At 73.9% G+C, this 15,883-nt stretch carries 15 protein-coding genes; 7 read left to right on the plus strand and 8 right to left on the minus strand.

Annotated elements, in window-relative coordinates:
- Positions 1-83: 83 nt before the first annotated feature.
- Entirely contained in the window at positions 84-1,712 is a 1,629-nt protein-coding gene (locus tag ACYVDO_RS07760; protein WP_460934448.1) for an MFS transporter, read from the minus strand.
- Positions 1,693-2,403 carry an LppX_LprAFG lipoprotein gene (locus tag ACYVDO_RS07765; protein WP_460934450.1) on the minus strand — a complete coding sequence of 237 codons (711 nt, stop codon included), beginning with the start codon at positions 2,401-2,403 and terminating at the stop codon, positions 1,693-1,695. Before ACYVDO_RS07765 ends, ACYVDO_RS07760 begins: the two co-directional genes overlap by 20 nt.
- Before the next feature lie 106 nt (positions 2,404-2,509).
- On the opposite strand from ACYVDO_RS07765, the gene ACYVDO_RS07770 reads away from it, so the two are divergent.
- Entirely contained in the window at positions 2,510-3,346 is an 837-nt protein-coding gene (locus ACYVDO_RS07770; RefSeq protein WP_460934452.1) for a C40 family peptidase, read from the plus strand.
- 24 nt (positions 3,347-3,370) lie between these two features.
- Here the strand turns inward: ACYVDO_RS07770 and ACYVDO_RS07775 are convergent, their stop codons facing one another.
- The 3 genes from ACYVDO_RS07775 to clpB all read right to left on the minus strand — a co-directional run bounded on the left by ACYVDO_RS07775 (position 3,371) and on the right by clpB (position 8,248).
- Entirely contained in the window at positions 3,371-5,059 is a 1,689-nt protein-coding gene (locus ACYVDO_RS07775; protein WP_460934454.1) for an alpha-amylase family protein, read from the minus strand.
- A 14-nt stretch (positions 5,060-5,073) separates the two neighbouring features.
- Positions 5,074-5,517, minus strand: a complete 444-nt coding sequence (locus ACYVDO_RS07780; protein WP_460934456.1) for a hypothetical protein — start codon at positions 5,515-5,517, stop codon at positions 5,074-5,076.
- A gap of 142 nt (positions 5,518-5,659) precedes the next feature.
- Entirely contained in the window at positions 5,660-8,248 is a 2,589-nt protein-coding gene (gene clpB / locus ACYVDO_RS07785; RefSeq protein ID WP_460934458.1) for an ATP-dependent chaperone ClpB, read from the minus strand.
- A gap of 136 nt (positions 8,249-8,384) precedes the next feature.
- Here clpB and ACYVDO_RS07790 point away from each other — a divergent pair, with 136 nt between their 5' ends.
- Together ACYVDO_RS07790 and ACYVDO_RS07795 are read left to right on the plus strand one after the other, a co-directional pair.
- Entirely contained in the window at positions 8,385-8,528 is a 144-nt protein-coding gene (locus ACYVDO_RS07790) for a hypothetical protein (RefSeq protein WP_460934460.1), read from the plus strand.
- 163 nt (positions 8,529-8,691) lie between these two features.
- Positions 8,692-10,281, plus strand: coding sequence for a glycoside hydrolase family 3 protein (locus tag ACYVDO_RS07795; protein WP_460934462.1), 1,590 nt, complete (start codon positions 8,692-8,694; stop codon positions 10,279-10,281).
- Here the strand turns inward: ACYVDO_RS07795 and ACYVDO_RS07800 are convergent.
- Entirely contained in the window at positions 10,278-10,613 is a 336-nt protein-coding gene (locus ACYVDO_RS07800) for a ribonuclease E inhibitor RraB (protein WP_460934464.1), read from the minus strand. The two genes, ACYVDO_RS07795 and ACYVDO_RS07800, sit on opposite strands and share 4 nt — an antisense overlap.
- 132 nt (positions 10,614-10,745) lie before the next feature.
- On the opposite strand from ACYVDO_RS07800, the gene ACYVDO_RS07805 reads away from it, so the two are divergent.
- The 4 genes from ACYVDO_RS07805 to ACYVDO_RS07820 are packed head-to-tail and all read left to right on the plus strand — an operon-like array spanning position 10,746 to position 13,535.
- On the plus strand, positions 10,746-11,330 hold the full coding sequence (locus ACYVDO_RS07805; protein WP_460934466.1) for an SseB family protein: 585 nt from the start codon (positions 10,746-10,748) through the stop codon (positions 11,328-11,330).
- Positions 11,317-11,634, plus strand: a complete 318-nt coding sequence (locus tag ACYVDO_RS07810) for a hypothetical protein (RefSeq protein WP_460934468.1) — start codon at positions 11,317-11,319, stop codon at positions 11,632-11,634. Before ACYVDO_RS07805 ends, ACYVDO_RS07810 begins: the two co-directional genes overlap by 14 nt.
- Entirely contained in the window at positions 11,627-12,847 is a 1,221-nt protein-coding gene (locus ACYVDO_RS07815) for a hypothetical protein (RefSeq protein WP_460934470.1), read from the plus strand. Before ACYVDO_RS07810 ends, ACYVDO_RS07815 begins: the two co-directional genes overlap by 8 nt.
- 52 nt (positions 12,848-12,899) lie before the next feature.
- A complete protein-coding gene (locus tag ACYVDO_RS07820) occupies positions 12,900-13,535 on the plus strand; it encodes a hypothetical protein (RefSeq protein WP_460934472.1) in 636 nt (211 codons plus the stop codon).
- 63 nt (positions 13,536-13,598) lie between these two features.
- Here ACYVDO_RS07820 and ACYVDO_RS07825 read toward each other — a convergent pair whose 3' ends face one another.
- Both ACYVDO_RS07825 and ACYVDO_RS07830 read right to left on the minus strand, forming a co-directional pair.
- The gene (locus tag ACYVDO_RS07825; protein ID WP_460934474.1) at positions 13,599-15,305 is read right to left on the minus strand and encodes a formate--tetrahydrofolate ligase; all 1,707 of its coding nucleotides are present in this window, start codon (positions 15,303-15,305) and stop codon (positions 13,599-13,601) included.
- A gap of 118 nt (positions 15,306-15,423) precedes the next feature.
- A complete protein-coding gene (locus ACYVDO_RS07830) occupies positions 15,424-15,882 on the minus strand; it encodes a heat shock protein transcriptional repressor HspR (RefSeq protein ID WP_460935040.1) in 459 nt (152 codons plus the stop codon).
- Position 15,883 lies beyond the last annotated feature (1 nt).

Here is a 15,883-nt window from a genome sequence, read left to right on the forward strand (position 1 = left end):
GCTGACACAGACCCGAGCTGACACAGACCCGAGCTGACTCAGACAGCTGACACCGACAGGGACACTGACGCCCCCGCCCGGGGTCAGTCCCGGCTGTGCAGTCCCAGCCGCACGGACACCAGCGCACCCAGCGCAGCCGCGAGCGCCGCTCCGAGGAAGACCGTCTGCACCTGGACCACACCGGCGCGCACCAGCGCGCCGGTGTCCGTGGGATCGGACAGGGCTGCGACCGCGGCGTAGTACCGGTGCAGGCCGATCGCCGTCAGCAGGGCGAGGCCCACGACCATCCCCACCATCCGCGCGACGACCACGAGCGAGGCCGCCACACCGTGGGCGTCGGCCGGCGAGTCGGCCAGGGTAGCGCTGTTCACCGGGGCGAGCGCCAGACCGATCCCCAGACCGACGAGCACCAGCACGACGGTGGCCGCCCACGAGCCGAGCGCGCCGTCGCCCCAGCGGCTCATGGCGAACAGGCCGGCGGCCGACAGGAGCAGGCCGGCTCCGCTCACGACGGCCTCACCGGCGCGGCGCAGGGCCCAGCCACCGGCCAGCGCCGCCACCGGCACGGCCACGAGGAACCGCACGAGGACCAGCGCCGCCGTGGTCTGCGAGTCGGTGAGCGTGAGCCGGGCCAGCAGCGGCACGTCGACCACGACCGCGACGAGGGCGACACCGGTCAGCAGGCTGACGACGAGCGCACTGGCCGTGCGGCCGCGGACGACACCGCGCGGGACGAGCGGCTCAGCAGCCCGGCGGTGCCGCCACAGGTAGAGGCCGAGGGCGAGCCCGCCGACCGGCAGGAGCACGAGACCGAGGGGACCCACGACCTCGCGCTCGGGGTCGCTCGCGGCGAAGGTGAGCACGAGGGTGCCCAGGGCGGTCCCGAGCAGCAGGGCGCCGGGCAGGTCGGCCCGGCGCAGCAGCGGCCACGACCGGTGCAGCAGCAGCCCGAGCCACACCACGACGAGCACGAGCCCCACGACTCCGACCGGCGTGGCCAGCCGCGCGGCATACCCGGCGAAGGGCACGAACGGCACGCCGAGGGTGACGTCCGTGACGAGCCGCTCGGGCGCCACGAGGGCGAGCCCGGTGGCGACCAGCCCGAGCAGGCCCACCACCGCAGGGACTGCCCGCGGCCACGCGGGTCGGCGACCCCCCGTCACGACGACGAGGCCGGCGAGCACCACCCCGGCACCGGCGTTGAGCCAGAAGATCGCCCGCCAGTCGGCCACCGCGAGAACGAGGGCCCCGAGGACCGGGCCGAGGACGCTGCCGAGCTCCTGCACGGCGCCGACGACACCGAGCGCGGTGCCACGCCGTCCTCGCGGCCACAGGTCCGCCACGAGGGCCAGGGTGGCGGGGACCAGGCCTCCGCCGCCGACCCCCTGGAGCAACCGCCCGCAGACCAGCACGGGCAGCTCGACGGCCACGGCGGTGACGAGGGAGCCGACGACGAAGACCAGGAGGCAGCCGAGCAGGATCCGTTGCCGGGCAACGAGATCGGCGAGGCGCCCGATGAGCGGCAGCACGGCGATGTAGCCGAGCAGGAAGCCCGACACGATCGGCGTCGCCTCCTGCAGCGCGTCGATCCCGAGCCCGACGCCGGTCATCATGTCGGGCAGGGCGAGCACGACGACGTAGGTGTCGGCCGCCGCCAGCGCCACCGCGACCGACGCGGTGGCCAGCAGCGCCCTAGGGGCGGGAGATCGCAACGGCCTGGGGCAGCTTCGTGAGGCGCGCGGTGTAGGTCGAGGTCGAGCCGGCGTAGAACGGCCCCTTGAGCACCACGGACCGCAGCTCGTCACCGTCCTCCGCGACGCCGTAGGTCACGTCGAACGTCCCCGCTCGGTCGCCGATGACGAAGAGGTCGGCGACCGCGGAGCCCGGGACCTTCCCGGTGTAGGTGTCGACGATGGTGGCACCGTCGCGGGTGCGCGGGCCTGCCTCGAGGCCGGTCGTCTTCGACACCAGGCTGGTCACGCCTGTCTGGGTGTTGAACAGCTGCGCGGGGTTCGGCGCCCCGTACGTCTTGGGGTCGATCTTGCTGAACCCGGGCGTGAAGAACTTGAGGTAGACGTCCTGCTCGACCGCGACCACCTCGACGGTGCCCGTGACGCCGCGGATGGTGGCGTCGAGGGTGCCCTTGAACGACGGCGGCTGGAACAGCCCGGTGCCCTTGGCCGCCGAGACCCCGACGGCCTTGCCGGGCAGGCCTTCGGACGTGAGGGTGAACGACACCGCCGGGCTCTTCTCCAGGGCGGTCCTGGCCGCGGCGAGGCGCTGGGCCGGCGGGAGTTCGGCCTTCGCGGCCGCCTTGTCCCCGCCGCTGCACCCGGCGAGCAGGCCGGAGGCGAGGCCGACCGCGAGGGCGGCGGCGACGGCATACCGACCGGGGGGACGCATGCGCCCACGCTATCCGCCGGGGACCGCTCCCCATGGTCGCCACACGCGCCCCGCCCTAGCGTTCGCGGCGACCCGGCTGGAGCCGGCACACCATCAGGGGGACCCCATGAACCTGCTCTCCACCACCCGCCGCCGGGTGGCCACGGCCGTCGCGACCGCGGCCCTCGTCGGCACCTCCGTCGCCGGCGCCGTCGCCGCGCAGGCGGCCGGCGCCACCGGCATCGTCAACACCAGGGGCAACCCGGGGCCGGCGCTCACGGTCCGGCAGGAGCCCACCGCCGCCTCGGCCGCGATCGGGTCCCGGGTGGACGGTGCCCGCGTGACCATCACCTGCCAGACGTACGGGCAGGACGTGACGGGCACCTACGGCACGAGCCGGGTCTGGGACCGGATCAAGTCCGGCGGCTACGTCAGCGACGCCTACGTGCGCACCGGGTCCGACGGCCTCGTCGCGCCCCTGTGCGCGGGCACGACGCCGCCGTCGCAGGGCGCCCCGAGCGCCAAGGTCAGGGCCGTCATCGCCGCGGCGCGGTCGATGACCGGGAAGTACCCGTACTCGTGGGGCGGCGGGAACGCGTACGGCCCGACGAAGGGGATCTGCTGCAGCCCCAGCGGGATCGACGACCGCGACACCGTCGGCTTCGACTGCTCCGGCCTGATGGAGTACGCGTTCTACCAGGGCGCGAAGGTGCGGGTGTCGAGCACCTCGCGCAGCCAGTACGCCGACGGGCCCCGAGTCCCGATCAGCAGGCTGCGGGCGGGCGACCTGGTCTTCTGGTCCGACTCGACGAGGTCCGCCTCGCGCATCCACCACGTGGCGCTCTACGTCGGCGACGGCAGGATCGTGGAGGCCGACCGGGTGAGCGGCCCGGACCTCCACGTCCGAGCCTTCTCCACCTCCGAGACGGGCGTCATGCCGTATGCCGTGCGGCCGGTGAGCTGAGCACGTCCGGTCCGTCGGCGTCGATCAGCGGCGGGGCAGGTCGTCGCGGCGCAGGCGGTACCAACGGTGGTCGTAGCCCTCGAGCGCGACCTCGACGGTGCCGTCGGGCCGCGGCTCCTGCGTCCCGCTCGCCACGAGGTCCTCGAGCCAGACCGGCAGGTCGCCCTCGAGGTCGAGCGGGTCGAGCGGGAAGGTCACCGACACCGGTTCGGCGGCGAAGTTGTGCACCGCCACGACGGTCGAGCCCTCCCAGGAGCAGCGGTGGACCAGGACCTGGTGCAGGGGCTGCTCCAGCACGGTGAAGTCGCCCCACCCGAGCTCGGGGCACTCGCGGTAGGTCTGGATGAGGCTGCGCACGTAGTTCCACAGCGAGTCGGGGTCGCGCTTCTGGTCGGCGACGTTGACGTGCTCCGGCCCGTAGCCGCCGGGGACGACCGGCTGCACGAGCTTGCGGGGCGGGGCGCTCGAGAAGCCGCCGTTGGCGGTCCGCTCCCACTGCATCGGCGTCCGCACCGCCATCCGCCCCTCGGAGGCGAGGTCCTCGCCCATGCCGATCTCCTCGCCGTAGTACAGCGTGGGCGTCCCCGGCAGGGAGAACAGCAGGCTGTAGACCATCCGGATGCGGCGCGGGTCGCCGTCGAGCATCGGCGGCAGCCGCCGCTTGAGCCCCCGGCCGTAGAGCTGCATCTGCGGGTCGGGCCCGAAGGCGGCGAACACCTCCTGCCGCTCCTCGTCGCTCAGCTTGTCGAGGGTGAGCTCGTCGTGGTTGCGCACGAACGTCGCCCACTGGCAGTCCGGGTCGATCGCGGGCCGCGCCCGCACCGCCTTCGCGAGCGGGCGCGCGTCCTGCCGGGCCAGCGACAGGTACATCGCCTGCATCGCGATGAAGTCGAACATCATGTGCAGCTCGTCGCCGGACGCGCCGCCGAAGTACTGCTTCTGGTCCTGGTGCGGCAGGTTCACCTCGCCGAGCAGGATCGCGTCGCCCCGGCGGCGGTTGAGGAACGCGCGCAGCTCCTTGAGGTACTCGTGCGGGTCGCCCGGCACGTCCGGTGCCTCGGTGTCGATGTCGTCGACGAGGTACGGGACCGCGTCGACGCGGAAGCCCGCCATGCCCACCTGGAGCCAGAACCCGATCGACTTCGCGATCTGGTCGCGCACCGCCGGGTTGGCGAAGTTCAGGTCGGGCTGGCAGGTGTAGAAGTGGTGGAGGTACCACTCGCCGGTCTTCTCGTCGAGCGCCCAGATGCTGTCCTCCTTGTCGGGGAAGACGACCTTGTCCGAGGTATCTGGTGGCGGGTCGGACCGCCAGACGTAGAAGTCGCGGTAGGGGTTGTCCTTGCTGCGCCGGGCCGCCTTGAACCACGGGTGCTGGTCGGAGGTGTGGTTGACGACGAGGTCGGCGATGACGCGGATGCCACGGTCGTTCGCGGTGCGGATCAGCTCGACGAGGTCGCCGTGGGTGCCGAGCCGCTGGTCGACGCCGAAGAGGTCGGTGACGTCGTAGCCGTCGTCGCGGTCCGGCGAGGGGTAGAACGGCATGAGCCACAGGCAGGTGATGCCGAGCTCGGCGAGGTAGTCGATGCGCTGGGTCAGGCCGTGCAGGTCGCCGATCCCGTCGCCGTTGCCGTCGAAGTAGGTCTCGACGTCGACGCAGTAGATGACGGCGTTCTTCCACCACAGGTCGCTGGTCTGGGACAGGCGTGTGGTCACGGGTCGTCGTCCCCTCAGGCGCCCGGCTCGGGCGTCGCCTCGTGGCCCGCGCGCCCCTCGGTGCGCCGGTCGGCCTTCATCTCGGCCTCGAAGACGTGCCGCCGGCCGCCCATGAGCTCCTCGCGGACCTCGCGCTCGATCCGCGCGAAGTCGGCGTGGTAGCCGTCGTCGAACTCCTCGACGAGCTGGAAGGTCCAGCGGCCCTGGACCACGTTGCGCCCCACGAGCTCGGTCTGGATCCGGTCGGCGAGCTCGGCGTGGCCGGCGTCCCGCAGCTTGTCCACCGCCTCGCCGAGCGCGAGGTCCGCGGACCCGGTGAGCCGGTGGAAGCCGTACAGCCGCCCGCGGGCCTCCTCGATGGTCTCGAAGGCCTCGCTGAGCTTGCCGACCGCCTCGACCGTCGCGTCGCTGGTTCCCTCCGGCCGCCGGGCCAGCCCTTCCTCGCCGTTCCTGGTCATGCGCCCCAGTCTGGTGCGGTCCGTCCGGACTCGCACGGCTCGCGTCGCCTCCTGCACCCCGCTGGGACGGCAGAGGGGGTATGCCGTGTGCCCACGGCATACCCCCTCGTCCCCAGGTTCGGGGGCGCGGCGGGTGGCGCGGTCAGGCCACGGCGTGGTCCGCCCCCCGCACGGTGAGCCCGTCGAGGCTGTCGTCCCGGTCCACGACGACCGTGTCGCCGTCGCGCACCTCACCGGAGAGGACCGCCCGCGCCAGCCGGTCGCCGATCTCGCGCTGCACCAGCCGCCGCAGCGGGCGGGCGCCGTAGGCCGGGTCGTAGCCGGTGATGGCGAGCCACTCGCGGGCCGCGTCGGTCACCTCGAGGGTGATCCGGCGGTCGGCCAGGCGCGAGGCGAGCTCGCGGACCTGGAGCTCGACGATGTGGCTGAGCTCCTCGGTGCTCAGCGGGTCGAAGACCACCACCTCGTCGAGCCGGTTGAGGAACTCGGGCTTGAAGGCCGTGCGCACGGCCGTCATCACCGCCTCCTTCTTGTCCTCGGGCGCCATCACCGGGTCGATGAGGAACTGGCTGCCGAGGTTGGAGGTCATCACGAGGATGACGTTGCGGAAGTCGACCGTGCGACCCTGGCCGTCGGTGAGCCGGCCGTCGTCGAGCACCTGGAGCAGGATGTCGAACGTCTCCGGGTGCGCCTTCTCGACCTCGTCGAGCAGGACGACGGAGTAGGGCCGGCGGCGGACCGCCTCGGTGAGCTGGCCACCCTCCTCGTAACCGACGTAGCCGGGCGGGGCGCCGATGAGCCGCGCGACCGCGTGCCGCTCGGAGTACTCGCTCATGTCGATGCGGACCATCGCCCGCTCGTCGTCGAAGAGGAAGTCGGCGAGGCTCTTGGCGAGCTCGGTCTTGCCCACGCCGGTCGGGCCGAGGAAGAGGAACGACCCGGTGGGCCGGTTGGGGTCGGCGAGGCCGGCCCGCGAGCGGCGGACGGCGTCGGACACCGCGCGGACCGCGGTCTCCTGGCCGATCAGCCGGGCCCCGATGATGGACTCCATCGAGAGCAGCTTCTCGGTCTCGCCCTGCAGCAGCCGGCCGGCGGGGATGCCGGTCCACGCCGAGATGACCTCGGCGATGTCGTCGGCACCCACGCGTTCCTTGACCATGGCGTCGGCCGGGGTGGCCGCGTCCTCCGCGGCCTGGGCGGCGGCCAGCTCCTTCTCCAGGGCCGGCAGCTCGCCGTACCGGATGCGCGAGGCGCTGCCGAGGTCGCCCTCGCGCTCGAACCGGTCGGCCTGCGTACGCAGCTCGTCCACCTTGGCGCGCAGCTCGCCGACCTTGTTCAGGCCGGACTTCTCGGCCTCCCAGCGGGCGTTGAGCGCGGCGAGCTGCTCGGCCTTGTCGGCCAGGGTCGCCCGCAGCGCCTCGAGCCGCTCGCGCGAGGCCTCGTCGGTCTCGGTCTGCAGGTGCAGCTCCTCCATCCGGAGCCGGTCGACCTGGCGGCGCAGCTCGTCGATCTCGACCGGGCTGGAGTCGATCTCCATGCGCAGGCGGGAGGCGGCCTCGTCGACGAGGTCGATCGCCTTGTCGGGCAGCTGGCGGCCCGAGATGTAGCGGTCCGAGAGCGAGGCCGCGGCGACGAGGGCGGAGTCCTCGATGGTCACCTTGTGGTGCGCCTCGTACCGCTCCTTGAGGCCGCGCAGGATCGCGATGGTGTCCTCGACCGAGGGCTCGCCGACGAAGACCTGCTGGAAGCGGCGCTCGAGCGCGGGGTCCTTCTCGATGTGCTCGCGGTACTCGTCGAGGGTCGTGGCGCCGACGAGGCGCAGCTCGCCACGCGCGAGCAGCGGCTTGAGCATGTTGCCGGCGTCCATCGCGCTCTCGCCGGTGGCCCCGGCGCCGACGACGGTGTGCAGCTCGTCGATGAAGGTGACGATCTGGCCGTTGCTGTTCCGGATCTCCTCCAGGACGGCCTTGAGCCGCTCCTCGAACTCGCCCCGGTACTTGGCCCCGGCGACCATGGCGCCGAGGTCGAGGCTGACCAGCCGCTTGCCACGCAGGCTCTCGGGCACGTCGCCGTCGACGATCCGCTGGGCGAGGCCCTCGACGACGGCGGTCTTGCCGACGCCGGGCTCGCCGATGAGGACCGGGTTGTTCTTGGTACGGCGGGACAGCACCTGCACGACGCGCCGGATCTCGGAGTCGCGGCCGATGACCGGGTCGAGCTTGCCGTCGCGCGCCATCTCGGTCAGGTCGGTGCCGTACTTCTCGAGCGCCTCGCCCTGCTCGGCAGGGGTCTCGCTGGTGACCTTGCGCCCCCCGCGCAGGGCGTCGATCTTGGCCTCCATGTCCTTGGCGCCGCGCTGCTGGACGGCGGAGAGGTGCCCGGTCTCGGCGAGGGCGAGCAGGAGCAGGTCGAGGGCGAGGTAGGTGTCGCCCTTGGCCCGCATGAGGGTGTCGGCGTGCTGGAGCACCGCAGCGGCCTCGCGGCCGAGGCCGGGGGTCGCGCTGGCACCGGAGGTCGTGGGCAGGGCGCGCAGCCGGGCGTCGGCCTGGCCGAGCACGTGCTGGGCGCCGGTGCCGGCGGCCTGAAGCAGCGCGTCCGCCTGGGCGGTGTCGAGCTGCACGATGGCGCTCGTGAGGTGGTCCGGGGTGATCTCGGGGTGGCCCGCGGTCTGGGCGGCGCGCTGCGCGAGCGCGAGCGCCTCCGCGACCTTGGCGGTGGGCTTGAGCTCCATGCCTGGTCGGTTCTCCTGTGCTCGGTGGACGGTTCCGTGGGTGACAACCTCGTCAAAGTTGAGCGTATTCCGCTCAACCTTGCTCGGCAACCGCGACCACCCCCCGCCCGGCGGGCACGCGGCATACCGTGGGGTGGTGCCCATCCCCGCTGCGGTCGCACGGTTCACCAAGGGGCTCCGGGTCTACCGGGACCCGGACCGCCGGGGCATCCGCCGGGTGGAGCGAGCGGTCCTCGGGCTCCTCGACGTCGAGGAGTTCCTGGAGCTGCGCACGGTGTGAGGCGCGGGAGCCGCCCGACCTGGCGCCCCCGCTCGCGGGTGGAACCACGGCCACGGCGGGACGTACCGCTGTTACCGTGCGGCACGGGCGGACCGTGCCGCCCCGTGCCGCACTGTGTCGCCCCGTGCCGGCGTGGCACGACCGACCCGCAGCAGGAGGACCCGTGGAGCTGTCGTCGCGTTCCCCCGACCTGGCCCGCCTCGCCCTGGCCGTCGTGCAGCCGGGCTTCGTCGGCGAGACCGCGCCGTCCTGGCTGCTGGCCCGCCTCGAGCAGGGGCTGGGCGGGGTGGCGCTGTTCGGGCGGAACATCGTCGACCCGGCGCAGGTCGCCCGGCTCACCGCCCAGGTCCACGAGGCGAACCCCGCCGCGCTCGTCGCGGTCGACGAGGAGGGCGGGGACGTCACCCGGCTCGAGCACCAGACCGGGTCGTCCTGGCCCGGCAACCTCGCGCTCGGTGCGGTCGACGACGTCGACCTGACCCAGCGCGTCGGCGCCGAGATCGGGCTCTCGCTCGTCGCCGTCGGCATCGACCTCGACTACGCCCCCGACGCCGACGTCAACGTCGAGGCCGCCAACCCGGTCATCGGGGTGCGCAGCTTCGGGTCCGACCCGGCGCTGGTGGGCCGCCACACGGCGGCGTGGGTGCGCGGCCTGCAGTCGGCCGGCGTCCTCGCCTGCGCCAAGCACTTCCCCGGCCACGGGGGCACCCGGGTCGACAGCCACCTCGACGTCCCGGTCGTCGACGTGCGGGACCCCGCGCACGACCCGGCGCTCGAGCCGTTCCGCGCCGCCGTGGACGCCGGGGTCGCCGCGATCATGAGCGCGCACATCCGACTCCCCGTGCTGGACGACCGCCCGGCCACGCTCGTCCCGGCCGTGATGACCGGGCTGCTGCGCGAGACCCTGGGCTTCACCGGGCTCGCCGTCTCGGACGGGCTGGAGATGGGCGCCGTCGCCCGCACCGTGGGGCTCGCCGAGGGTGCCGTGCTGGCGCTGGTAGCGGGCGTGGACGCCTTGTGTATCGGCGGCGACACCGCCGGGGTCGACACGCTCGACCTCGTCGTCGACGCGGTCGTCGAGGCGGTGCACGCCGGCCGGCTGCCCGAGGAGCGGCTCGCCGAGGCGGTCGCTCGCGTCGCCGCAGCCGCCGCCGGGCGCGACGCCCTGCGCGACCGAGCCGACCACGCCGCCCGGGGCGCCACGGCGACGGCTCACCCGGGCGAGCTCGGTCAGCAGCTCGCCGGGCCCGTGAGGGGGGCGGGGCGCGAGGCAGGGCCTGGGGCGGGACGCGAGGCGGGGCGCGCGGCCGGACGTGAGGCCGCTGCCCGCTCGCTGCGGGTGCGTGGGGAGGTGGTCCCGTCCCCGCACGTCCCGGTGCTGCTGGTCCTCGAGGCGGCGACGAACATCGCGGTCGGCGCCGAGACACCGGTGGGCGTGGTGACCGCGGCACGTCGGCGCTGGCCGGAGGTCGAGGTGCGCCGGCTGGGGACCACCGACGACGTCGCCGCGGCGGCTCGGGCGGCCGCGCAGGACCGGCCGCTGTGGGTCGTCGTGCGGGACCCGCACCGGCACACCTGGATGGACGACGCGGTGCGGTCCGTGGTGGCCGCGCGGCCCCGGGCCGTGGTCGTCGACACCGGGTGGCCCGGCTGGGAGCCGCCCGCGGGCACCACCCACGTGCTCACCCAGGGGGCGTCGTGGGCGGCGGGCGAGGCCGTCGTCGAGCTCCTGGGCGGCCCGGACCGGCCCTAGGCCGGGGTCGGCTCCTGGGTGGTCTCGGCCGTGGAACGGTGCGCGACCACGCCGGGCGGGGTCGACCAGCCGTCGGGCTCGGGGTCGTACCAGCCGCCGTGCTCCTCGACGAGGGCCTGGAACCGGTCGCGCAGGCCACCCTCGACCGGCCCCGACTCGTCGGCCACCATCTCCTCGACGACGTGGACGCCCCACTCGTGCGACTCCGAGTCGTCCTCGCCGGCGAGCGCCTCCCGGACGACCCGCACCTCGCTGAACCCCTCGTCCCGCAGCTCGGCCGCCACCTGGTCGGCGACGTCGCGCTCGGGGAAGACCAGCAGGTGCTCGCTCATGGGTCGAGTATGCCGCGTGCGCGGCGCCGGCACTGGTTCGCCGGCCGCTGGCACGGGTTCGCCGGCCGCTGGCACGGGTACGACCGCCGTCGGACCGGACGGGACCATTCGGACATAGCCTATATTCTCGGCATGCGTCGCCCGTCGCCGGCATACCCGCCCGTTGTCTACCTGCCGTGCGCCGACGCCGACGCCACCGACGGTCCGGCCGCCGCCCCGAGGGTGGAGTACCGGCGCACGCGCGACGGCCGCACGGCAGTGGTCGCCTACTCGGCCCTCGACCGGCTGCTCGACGGCTGCGGCGCCCAGCAGCCCTGGACCCTCATGACGCTCGAGCAGCTCGACGAGCTGCAGCGACGGGAGCCGTTCGACCTGCTGCTGCTCGACCTCGCGATGCCTGCGGACCAGCGGCGAGGCGCCTCGCCGGCCCCTCGAGGGCTGCCGCCGGTCCTCTACCTGCCCTGCGCCACGGACGTCACCAGCCTCGAGGACGTCGAGATCTGCTTCCTGCAGGCTGATGACGGCTCCACCGGGCTGCCGGCCTTCACCTCCCTCGACCGGCTGCAGGCCGTGCTCGGGGTCGACCAGCCGTGGTTCCTGGCAGAGACCGCCAAGCTCGAGACGCTGCGGGGCGCACACCCGTACGACCACCTGCTCGTCGACGACGAGCTCGCTGTCCACGGCCGAGGCGAGGGGAGCCTGCATGTACGCAGCTGAAGGAGGCGGCGGGGGAAGCCGCCTCTACGTCGACGAGAAGGTGCTGGGGGACGTCGCGACGTCGTTGTCCGACAGCGCGGGCCAGATGGACGCCACCGGCAATGCCCTGCCGGCGTCCTCGGACCTCGGGCTGGCCGGCCCGGTGTTGAGCAGCCTGCTCAGTCGGTGGTGCGAGGCCGGTGGGCGCCTGGCCCTCGAGGCCCGCACGATCAGCGAGGCGGTGCGCACCTCTGTGGACACCTCCGCGGCGACCGATGCGGCCGCGGCCGAGCGGTTCCTCATCGGCGGAGGCGCTCATGACTGACCTCGACACGAGGATCGACGGCTCCCCGGGCAGCATCCGCGCCGTCGGCCACTGGCTCAGGGACTCCTTCGGCAACCAGGCGGACGAGATGGCCACCGCGGTGTTCCGCGGCCGCAGCACCGGCCTCGGGGCGTGGGACGGACCGGCGAGCACCGCCTTCGGCAACCGCGCCAAGGTCCTGGCAGAGGCCGCCCAGCACGCGCACGAGTCCTCACTGGTGGCGGATCGCGACGTCGAACGTCTCGCGACGGCCCTCGACCGGGCGCTGGACGACATGGGACAGGTCCGCAGGACGGCGGGCGCCGACGACCTCACCGTGTCGGGGACCGTCATCCACGACCCCGGTCAGCGGATGGTGGTGCAGGGCACCCCACCCGGCCCCGACGCGACCCCCCGGGAGTCGGCCCGGTACGAGCAGGTCAAGGAGCAGGTCAAGACCCAGAACGACAAGGTCGACGCGTTCGAGAAGGCGTGCAAGGCGGCCGACAGCGTCTTCAAGGACTGGGCCGCTGCCGTCGAGGACTCCGCCTCGGCCCTCGTCCGGTGGGACAAGGAGCTCGTCAGCATGACGGCCGACTTCCTCACCGGCGGTGCCTCGGCAGCGCTCGTGCTCAGGACCGCCCCCATCCTGATGAAGCAGTCCGAGTTCCTTGCCGACACCGCCAGCCGTCTGCGGGAGCATGCCGGGGCCCTGAAGACCCCCACGGGCCGGGTCTACGACCCCAAGACCTACTACGACCTCCTCGACCGGGCCTCGGCCGCCGAGACGGACGCCGCCCGGGTCGCCCGCAGCGCGCGGAACGTCGAGATCCCCAAGGGCATCGGTCGCGGCCTGGGCATCCTCGGTGTCGTCGCGACCGGCTACTCCATCCACGAGGACATGGAGGAGGGCGAGTCCGCGACGCAGGCGGTCACCTCCAACGTCGGCGGCATGGTGGCGGGTATGGCGGCCGGTGCCGCAGCGGGCGCCCCCATCGGTGCGCTCGTGGGAACCTTCATCCCGGTACCCGGCGTGGGGACGGCCGTGGGCTTCGTGGCGGGTGCGGCCGTCGGCTCGGTGGTCGGCGCCTTCACCTCCGGCGCCATCGACTCGATGTTCGAGAACGGCATCACCGACCTGGGGGCAGCCGCGTCAGCCGGCATCGACGCGGTGACCGATCTGGGCTCGGCGGTCGGCGACCTGGCCGGCGACGCCTGGGACGCCATCTTCTGAGCCCGGTCCACCCCACCAGCCTCCAGCAGCCTCCCGAAGGGCGAACCACCCCGTGACCAAGCGCTCCACCCTCGTCCTGCTGTGGACCCTCGCCGTGCTGGGCCTCCTCGTCGGCCTCGGCCTCGTGGTGCTGGGCGCGGCCGCCGGCGGCGTGACCGGGACGCAGGCTGCAGCCGTCACCGGCCTCGGCCTGCTCGTGCTGGCCGGTGCGGGGTGGCAGCTCACGCGCCTGCTGCGCTACCGCCGTGCGGCCGGGGAGCTCACCTCGGCCCGGACCGAGCTCGCGCAGGCGCTGGACACCGCTGCGCCGGGTCGACGGGACGCCTCCCGGGCAGGACGCACCGGGCCCTCGGCGGTGCACGAGGCCGCACGCCCCGTCCGCCGGGACGACACGCCCGCGCGGGAGGTGCGCGCGTGGCACCTGGCCGTGGCCTGGGCGGTCGCCGCGGTCATCGCCGCGATCGGCGTCCTCTTCCTCGCCGGCGGCCTGGTCGGCCTCCTGGGCGGGAGCAACGAGGTTGCCGGCGCGCTGCTGGCGGTGGTGGGACTGGTGGTCCTCTGGGGCGACCTCACCTACGCCCGCGGGATCATCCGGTCCCGCCGGGGCCTCCCCGGTGCGTCGGTCGGCCCGCCGGACAGCTCGGCGGACGGCTCGGCCGACGGTTCCGACCGGCCCCACCTCCGCTAGGCACGAGCGGCAGGCCCTCGGCGGCCGCTCGCCGCGCCCCCACCGCCGCACCCTCACCCGCCCTCAGAAGAGGCCGACGACCTCGCCGTCCTCGTCGAGGTCGATGTCCGCTGCGGCCGGGTGGCGTGGCAGGCCGGGCATGGTGCGCATCTCGCCACTGATCGCGTAGACGTAGCCGGCGCCCGCCGCGGCCCGGACCTCGCGCACCGGGAGCCGCCAGCCGGTGGGGGCGCCGAGGAGCGTGGGGTCGGAGGAGATCGACAGGTGCGTCTTGGCGATGACCACGGGGAAGCCGCCGTAGCCCAGCACCTCGAACCGCTCGAGGTCCTTGGCCGCGGCCGGCGAGAAGTCGACGCCGTCGGCGCCGTAGACCTTCCTGGCGACCGCCTCGATCTTGTCGCGCAGGGTGTCGTCGAGCTCGTAGGTGAACCGCAGCTCGCTCGCTTCGCCGCAGGCGGCCACGACCGCCTCGGCCAGGTCGAGCGCACCCTTCCCGCCGTCGGCCACGTGGGTGGAGACCGCGACGTGCGCCCCCTCCGCCTCGGCCACCTCCCGGATGACGGCGTGCTCGGACTCGAAGTCGGACGGGAAGGCGTTGACGGCGACCACGGGCGACATCCCGAACGACCGGACGATCTCGAGGTGGCGGCGCAGGTTGTCGACGCCGGCACGGACCGAGCGCGGGCTCTCGTGCAGCATCTCCGGCGGCAGCGGCCGGCCGGCCACGACCTGGTAGTTGCCCGAGTGCGCCTTGAGCGAGCGCACCGTCGCGACGAGCACGGCGGCGTCCGGGCGCAGCCCCGAGACCCGGCACTTGAGGTTGACGAAGCGCTCGGCCCCCATGTCCGAGCCGAACCCGGCCTCCGTGAGCAGGTAGTCCCCGGTGTGGATGCCGAGCCGGTCGGCGACCACGGAGGAGTTGCCCGTCGCGATGTTGCCGAAGGGGCCGGTGTGGACCAGGACCGGCGTGTTCTCGGTGGTCTGCAGCAAGTTCGGCTGGAGTGCGTCCTTGAGGATGACGGCCATCGCGCCGGCCGCCCGGACGTCGTCGGCGGTCACCGGCCGACCGGCATACGTGAAGCCCACGACGATGCGCCCGAGCCGCTCGCGCAGGTCGCGCAGCGACGTCGCCAGGCCGAGGACCACCATCACCTCGCTGGCGGCGGTGATGTCGAAGCCGCTCTGCCGCGGCACACCGTCGATGCGGGCGCCGAGGCCCTCGACGATGTTGCGCAGGGCGCGGTCGTTGACATCGAGCACCCGCCGCCAGGCGATGCTGCGCGGGTCGAGGCCGAGCTCGTTGCCGTGGTGCAGGTGGTTGTCGACCATCGCGGCGAGCAGGTTGTGCGCCGCGCTGACGGCGTGGAAGTCGCCGGTGAGGTGCAGGTTGAGCTGCTCCATCGGCAGCACCTGGCTGTGGCCTGCTCCGGCCGCGCCGCCCTTGATGCCGAACGTCGGTCCCATCGACGGCTGGCGCAGCGCGAGCGTGGCGCGGTGGCCGAGCTGGGCGAGGCCCTGGGCCAGGCCGACCGCCGTCGTGGTCTTGCCCTCCCCCAGCGGGGTCGGGGTGATGGCCGTGATGACGACGTACTTCGCTGGCGGCCGGTCGGCGAGGTCGTGGACGGCCGCCAGGTCGACCTTGGCGACGTGGCGGCCGTAGGGCTCGAGACGCTCCGGGGGTATGCCGGCGGCGCGCGCCACCTCGGCGATCGGCTCGAGGTGCGCGGCCCGGGCGATGGCGAGGTCCGTGGGTGCTGGCGACGAGGACACCCCGTCAGTGTGCCCCGGCGACGGCCGCACCATCAGGGCCGGAGGTCCGTGGTGCGAGCCCCCGGGCCGGGGTAGGAGGGTGCAGGCCGACGGGGCGGTGGTGAAGGGGCCTGCCGGCTCAGCGGGAGCCGGGGCGCCAGACCACGAGGGCCTGCGAACGCTCGCTGCGCACCCGCTGGCCGGCGCGCAGCGCATACACCTCGCCGCTCGGGCCGACCGCGAACACCCGGGAGCCCGGGCCGCCGTAGCCGGCGGCGGTGCGGGCCTCCTCGAGCTCGGCCCGCAGCTCGCGCACCCGCGCCTGCAGGGCGGAGACCTGGTCCTCGAGCGCGAGGATGCGCTGGATAGCGGCGAGGCTGATGCCCTCGTCCTGCGACAGCCGCTGCACCTCGCGCAGCAGCGCGACGTCGCGGCCGGAGTAGCGCCGGCCGCCGCCCCGCGTGCGCGAGGGCCGCACGAGGCCGAGCCGGTCGTACTGGCGCAGCGTCTGGGCGTGCATGCCGGCGAGCGCGGCGGCGACCGAGATCACGAAGATCGGCGCGTCGTCGTCGGGCCGGAACTCGGGCTCGGCCGCCATG

It is taken from the genome of Phycicoccus ginsengisoli (genome assembly GCF_054779295.1).